This window comes from Plantibacter sp., from assembly GCF_059073635.1.
On sequence record NZ_JCACOF010000002.1, the window covers coordinates 70,278 to 76,611 of the forward strand.

Consider the following 6,334-nt stretch of genomic DNA (forward strand, 5'->3'; position numbering starts at 1 on the left):
GATGTCATCCGAGAACGGGACAGACCTCACCGCCCACGGGTCCGGTGTGGTGGCGCGTGTCGTCGGCTGGCTCCGCGCCGGATACCCGACGGGCGTGCCCGAGCACGACTACGTGCCGCTGCTCGGCATCCTCCGACGGAGCCTCACCCCCGAGGAGCTGGACCAGGTCGTCGAGGGACTGCTCGTCGAGGCGGAGAACGCCGATGCGAGCGGTGAGCCGGTCGGCCACGATCGTCTGCGGGCGCGTGTCGAACAGCTCCTCCTCGGTCCGGCGCTCCCGGAGGACCTCGTCCGCGTCTCCGCCCGGCTCGCGAGCGCGGGGTGGCCGCTCGGCAGCCCGGACGACGTCCGCGCGGTGAGCGACTGACCATGACGACGCCGGTCGGGAAGGCGCGTGCGACCCTCCTCGAGGAACGCGGAGGGCTGGTCGCCCGCATCGTGCGCTGGCTCCGAGCCGGGTATCCCGCAGGATTCCCCGACCAGGACTTCGTCCCGCTCGTGGCGCTCCTCCGTCGGCGGCTGAGCGACGCCGAGGTGGCCGAGGTGGGTGCGCGCCTCGCGGCCGAGGGCGACACGTCGCTCAGTCGGGTCGACGTCGCCACCGCGATCGCGCGGGTCACCGCGGAGCTGCCGAGCGACGAGGACGTGGAGCGTGTCCGCCGGTCGCTCGCCGACCACGGGTGGCCGAGCGACTTCGCGGTCTGACGGTCGAGTCGGTGGTGCTGGGGTGACGACCACTGCGTCCTCAGCTCGTGGCCGGTGTCGGGGGCCCGTCGTAGGTTCGGCTCGTGCCGGAACGTGTGGAAGCGTGGTGGGCCCGCCGTCAGTGGTCGAAGGGCCTCGAGACGCCGTACCCGGTGGGCGCCTACCGGCAGGCCTGGGCGTCGTTCCCAGCGCTGTGGCGTCAGTACCACGCGGATCTCAACGCCGGCATCGTCCTGAGCCAGGTGCCGCCCGCGGCCGACGTCCTGCTGCAGTGGCAGTGCGACCGGGGGCACCGGTTCGTCGCGACGCCGGCTGAGCAGCGCTCGCGGCCCGGACGCGAGCGTCGCCGCAGTGCGTGGTGCCCGGAATGCTCCGACGAGGCGGATCCGTCGAGGGTCGTCGCACTGCCGATGCGGGAGTCGGTGACCGATCCGGTGCCCGCGGCCGCGGGGCTCATCCGGGAGCGTCGTGCGCGCCCGAAGCCGTCGCTGTGCGAGAAGACCCCTGACCTGCCGGTGGGGGAGGCCTTCACGTCCGAGTGCGCGCCGAAACCGGCGTCCGCTGTCGAGGCTCAGCTGCGCGCGGATCTCCACGGGCGACTCACGCTGACCGAAGGACTGAACGCCGTGCGGGTGCAGCGTCCGTTCTTCCAGCACCTGGAGGTGTGGCCCGACCTGGTCTACCCGGAACTGCGCATCGCCATCGAGTACGACAGCATCGGCCGGCACGGACTCGAGCACGTGGGGCGCCGCGAGGAAGCGGACCGACGGAAGGACCGCGCGCTGCGGTCGGCTGGCTGGGAGGTCGTCCGCCTCCGCACCGGGAAGCTCGAACCCCTTGGCCCCCACGATCTCCAGCTCTCGTCGTGGAACCGACGCGCGCTCGACCGGTTGGTCGATACGCTCAGGGCCATCCGGGGTCCGTTCATGGTCGACGCGTATCTGCGCTGATCCGCGAGCGCCACGAGAGGGCGATGATGCGTTACCCTCGTCGCAGAGGGAAAAATCCCGTCGTGCTTCGGCCGGCGGAAACGCACAAGCGTCTCGTGGGAGTCGCCACTTCTTCATCGAAGGAGTGCGCCCATGCTCGAACCCTCAACCTCCACGGCTGTCGAAGACTCGCCGCCACGCCTCCGCGACGCGTGGGTCGCGCTGGCCGGCCTCTCGGGCGTGTTCCTGTTCGAGATGCTCGACAACTCCGTCCTGAACGTCGCGCTCCCGACCATCGGCCGTGACCTCACCGCTTCAACCGCGTCACTGCAGTGGGTGTCGGGCGCGTACTCGGTCACGTTCGGCGGACTGATGTTGCTCTTCGGTGCGGTCGCCGACCGGTTCGGTCGGCGTCGGGTCATGCTCGTCGGTCTGACGCTGCTCGCCGTCGTCAGCGTCTTGACCGTGTTCGTGGGCTCGGTGGAGCAGTTGATCGCCGTACGCGCCCTGATGGGCGTCGCCGCGGCGATGACGACTCCGGGATCGATGGCGTTGGCGTTCCGCCTGTTCGACCGGGACGACCTGCGTGTCCGCGCGCTGACGGTCATCTCGACCGCTGGGCTGGTCGGCCTCGCCGCCGGGCCGACGATCGGCGGCTTCGTGCTCGCCGTGGCGCCGTGGCAGGTGCTCATCGTCGCCAACGCCCCGATCGCGGTGATCGCCTGGATCGGGATCCGCGCCGGGATCGGTGCCGACGAGTGGTCGCACCTGCACCGAGACCGGATCGATGTGCTCGGCGCTGCGCTCGGGACCGCGACCGTCGTCGGCGTCCTCCTCACCCCGACCCTGTTCGTCGCCGGCACCGACGTCGCTGCGGCCTGGGGCGCGGCGGCGGCAACGGTGACCGCCGCGATCGGCTTCGTCGTCAGGGAGCGCACCGCCCGCCACCCGTTGCTGGATCTTCGTCTCGTGGCTCAGCCGCTCGTGGCCTCCGGCTTGGCGTACAAGGCCGCCGCCGGGCTGGCGATGGCCGGCTTGTCGTACCTGGCGACCCTGCAGCTGCAGTTCGCCTGGGGGTGGCCGCCGGCCCTGGCCGCTGTCGCGATGCTCCCGCAGGTCGTGGTGCTCTTGGCGAGCGGTCGCTTCGTCGGCCCGTTCGTGCACCGCGTGGGACTCGATCGTGCGGCATGGATGAGCGCCGCCGCGGTCGTCTCGGGGCTCGCCGTGTTCGCGCTGCTGAGCCGGTTCGGCTACCCGTGGGTGCTCGTCGCACTCATCCTCGTCGCCGCCGGGATGCGGGTGGTCGGAGCCGTCGCCGGCAACAACGTCCTTCGCGGGCTTCCCGCGGACCGCACGTCCATCGGTGCGGCCCTGGTCGACACCGCGAGCGAGATCGCCACCGCTGTCGGGATCGCCGCGACCGGGACGATCCTCGCTGCGGTCGTCGGCGGCGGCATCACGACCGAGTACTTCACCCCGGCCCTCGTCGCGTCGTTCCAGCAAGCGATCCTCATTGCGGGATCGACCATCGCCGTCCTCGCTGCAGCCCTCGTGGCTGTCGGTGTCCTCCGTTCACATCACGTCCCATCTCAGCCCGCAACCCAGGAGCCATCCCATGTCTGACCTCATGCCCCGTCCCCCGTTCGATCCCGAACTCACCCCCTTCCTCGCCGCGCTCGAGGCGCGCGGGCCGTTCAGGCTGACGACCGAGATGCTGCCGCGGATGCGCGGCCTCGACACGACCGAGGAGGCCCTCGACGAACGGCTGCGCTCGCGCGGGTTCGAGCGGCGCTCCCTCACGGTGCCCGGCCATCTCGGGGATCCGATCACGCTCGCTGTCGTCCAGCGGATCGGGCGCTCCGGCGCGACGACGGCGGTCTATACGATCCATGGCGGAGGGATGATGTTCGGTCATCACCTCGGCAACCTCGAGTCCTACGACGACTGGCTCCTGAACGACCACGACGTCGTGCTCATCAGCGTCGACTACCGCCTCGCCCCCGAGTACCCCGACCCGTACCCGGTCGAGGACTGCTACGCCGGACTCGTCTGGGTCGCGGAGCACGCGGATGAACTCGGTATCGACCCGGACCGCATCGTGATCGCCGGGCAGAGCGCTGGCGGCGGGCTCGCGGCCGGCACCGCCCTGCTCGCCCGGGACCGCCGTGGGCCGGCCCTCTTCGGGCAGATCCTCGTCTCGCCGATGCTCGACGATCGGGATGCCACCGTGTCGACGATGCAGATCGACGGGGTCGGGGTCGCAGATCGGCAGATGACCCGGTTCGGCTGGGAGGCCTATCTCGGACACCGTCGCGCCGGTGAGGACGTTTCCATCTCCGCCGCGCCGGCGCGGGCGACCGATCTCACCGGGCTTCCGCGCACCTACCTCGACTGTGGCAGCGCCGAGGTGTTCCGTGACGAGACGGTCGCCTTTGCCAGTGCGATGTGGGCTGCGGGTGGCGACGCGGAACTGCACGTCTGGCCGGGGGCGTTCCACGGCTTCACGAGCATGGTGCCGAGAGCCGCCATCTCGCGGGCCGCCATCGCGGCCCTGGCCGACTGGACGAGGCGACTGCTCGGAACACCCGCCGGCGAGGTCGCTCTGCCGGGTGCATCATGAACCGGTGAACTGCATCACGGTGTCCCAGGCCAGCTTCACGATGAGGATGGACAGGGTCACCAGGAACACGATCCGCACGAAGCCGCTTCCGCGTTTCGTCGCCATACGGGCGCCGATGAACCCGCCGGTGATGTTCATCACGGCCATGGCGAGACCGAGCGCGAGCAGGACCTCGCCGTGCACCCCGTACACGACGAGGGCGGCGAGGTTCGTGGTGAGGTTGGCGATCTTCGCGTTGACGCTGGCTTGCAGGAAGCCGTAGCCGAGTACGCCGACGATGAGGATGACGAAGAACGAACCCGTTCCCGGTCCGAGGATGCCGTCGTAGAAGCCCACCAGCAGCCCGATCAACGCCGCCCGCCAGGCGACGGCGGTGGCGCGGTCATGGCGGGGTTCGTGGTGCAGGCCCATGGTCGGCTTGAAGAGGGTGTACAGCGCCACAGCGATCACGGCCACGAGCACGATGGGCGTCAACACGTCGCGAGGGACGTACCGCGACAGGGCGGCACCGACGGTCGACCCGGCGTATGCACCGGCGACGAGGGGCACCAGGAGCACGAACTGCACCCTGATCTTGCGCAGGTACACCCAGCTCGCCGACAGGGTGCCGAAGAACGACGACAGCTTGTTCGTACCCAGGATGAAGGGGGTCGCGACGTCGCTCGGTACGGCGATGACGAGCGCGGGCAGTTGGATCAGTCCGCCGCCACCGACGACCGCGTCGACCCAGCCGGCCACTCCCGCCGCGACGAGGAGGAGGACGAGCGCGGCCACCGAAACGGGAAGCCATTCGGCGATCAGCGGTCCATCGAGCACAGTCGCCCAGCCTAATCGTCAGAGTGATGATCCATCGGGCGGACGTCGAACGGGGTCTTCGAGGGTTCAGGCGATCCTGATGCATTCACATCTGCTTATATGTATAGATGAACGAGGATCTCGAACCCGCTGCCGAGTTGTTCAAGGCCCTGTCCTCCTCCTCGCGGTTGCGGTTGCTGCGCATCCTGGCCGCCGGCACGTCCACGGTCGGTCAGCTCGCCGAGCAGAGTCAGTTGTCGCAGCCGTTGGTCTCGCAGCACCTGCGGACGCTGCGATCAGCCGGCCTGGTCTCGGTGCAGCGGATCGGCCGAGAGGCGCACTACGACGTCGCTGACGTGCACGTCTCGCACATCGTCGACGATGCCGTGCAGCACGCCCTCGAGGGATAGCGAGAACCACTATCGATTAGCTGCATGTATTGCAATTCGCTTATGAATGAGATGTACTGATGACGCGTCGCCGCCCGTCGCGACACCCGATCTCTTCCTTCGAAAGGCAATCATGAGCACGACTGACATCCACGCCGAGCACTCCGTCACCGAGCACGAGCACGGAACGGACTGCGGCCACGAAGCCGTCCAGCACGACGACCACACCGACTACGTGCACGGCACGCACCACCACGCTCTGCACGACGGTCACTACGACGAGCACGAGAGCGTCGCCGAGCACACCGTCGCCGACCACGAGCACGGTGCGGCGTGCGGTCACGACGCCGTCGACCACGACGGTCACGTCGACTACGTGCACGACGGCCACCAGCACGCGGCGCACGGCGAGCACTACGACGAGCACTGATCGCTCGTCGTCGTACGACGCACGAGGGGGCCGGCTTTCGAGTCGGCCCCCTCGTGCTGTTGAGTGGGCTGGCGTTCGGTCAGTCATCCGTCAGTCGTTGTTCCTCGGTGGCCGTTACGCTCGCTGCATGGAACCGGACTGGATCGAACATCGGCGCTCGGAGGACCGAGAGCGGCTGGGGTGGATGAAGCCTGTCGGTGAGGGGTTCGTCGTCATCGATCTCCTGGGGCGTCAGCGAACCGATGCGCTGGACTGGTTCCATGCCGAGGAGGCGCTCGACGAGATCGGCATGGGCTATCTCGCCGACCCGCACGAGCTTCGTCTGGAGGACGGCTCCTGGTTGCGCGTCCGGATCGCCGAGGTCTCGACCGCCGGTATCCGGGTGAAGAAGGACGATTGGGGTGACATGACCGCCACGCAGCTGTACTACGAGGTCTCCTTCCCCGTGACCGAGGACCAGCTGCGA

Annotated in this window: 9 protein-coding genes; 8 read left to right on the top strand and 1 reads right to left on the bottom strand. The window is 69.1% G+C overall.

Annotation, left to right across the window (positions count from 1 at the left end):
• Window position 1 precedes the first annotated feature (1 nt).
• The 5 genes from AC5JOC_RS02995 to AC5JOC_RS03015 all read left to right on the top strand — a co-directional run bounded on the left by AC5JOC_RS02995 (window position 2) and on the right by AC5JOC_RS03015 (window position 4,254).
• Window positions 2-367 (top strand): DUF3349 domain-containing protein, encoded by a 366-nt coding sequence (locus AC5JOC_RS02995; protein WP_494245276.1) that lies wholly within the window; start codon window positions 2-4, stop codon window positions 365-367.
• Between the two features lie 2 nt (window positions 368-369).
• On the top strand, window positions 370-705 hold the full coding sequence (locus AC5JOC_RS03000) for a DUF3349 domain-containing protein (RefSeq protein WP_494245277.1): 336 nt from the start codon (window positions 370-372) through the stop codon (window positions 703-705).
• 83 nt (window positions 706-788) lie between these two features.
• Window positions 789-1,655 (top strand): putative endonuclease domain-containing protein, encoded by an 867-nt coding sequence (locus AC5JOC_RS03005; protein ID WP_494245278.1) that lies wholly within the window; start codon window positions 789-791, stop codon window positions 1,653-1,655.
• A gap of 132 nt (window positions 1,656-1,787) precedes the next feature.
• Window positions 1,788-3,257 carry an MFS transporter gene (locus AC5JOC_RS03010; protein WP_494245280.1) on the top strand — a complete coding sequence of 490 codons (1,470 nt, stop codon included), beginning with the start codon at window positions 1,788-1,790 and terminating at the stop codon, window positions 3,255-3,257.
• Window positions 3,250-4,254, top strand: a complete 1,005-nt coding sequence (locus tag AC5JOC_RS03015) for an alpha/beta hydrolase (protein ID WP_137242552.1) — start codon at window positions 3,250-3,252, stop codon at window positions 4,252-4,254. Before AC5JOC_RS03010 ends, AC5JOC_RS03015 begins: the two co-directional genes overlap by 8 nt.
• Here AC5JOC_RS03015 and AC5JOC_RS03020 read toward each other — a convergent pair.
• Window positions 4,249-5,070, bottom strand: coding sequence for a sulfite exporter TauE/SafE family protein (locus AC5JOC_RS03020; protein ID WP_494245282.1), 822 nt, complete (start codon window positions 5,068-5,070; stop codon window positions 4,249-4,251). The genes AC5JOC_RS03015 and AC5JOC_RS03020 overlap by 6 nt on opposite strands.
• A gap of 107 nt (window positions 5,071-5,177) precedes the next feature.
• On the opposite strand from AC5JOC_RS03020, the gene AC5JOC_RS03025 reads away from it, so the two are divergent.
• The 3 genes from AC5JOC_RS03025 to AC5JOC_RS03035 all read left to right on the top strand — a co-directional run.
• Window positions 5,178-5,459 (top strand): ArsR/SmtB family transcription factor, encoded by a 282-nt coding sequence (locus AC5JOC_RS03025; RefSeq protein ID WP_079704757.1) that lies wholly within the window; start codon window positions 5,178-5,180, stop codon window positions 5,457-5,459.
• Window positions 5,460-5,571: 112 nt separating this feature from the next.
• Window positions 5,572-5,868 (top strand): hypothetical protein, encoded by a 297-nt coding sequence (locus AC5JOC_RS03030; RefSeq protein ID WP_079704758.1) that lies wholly within the window; start codon window positions 5,572-5,574, stop codon window positions 5,866-5,868.
• Between the two features lie 127 nt (window positions 5,869-5,995).
• Window positions 5,996-6,334, top strand: a 339-nt coding sequence (locus tag AC5JOC_RS03035; protein WP_494245285.1) for a hypothetical protein, incomplete at its 3' end; no start/stop codon positions are given.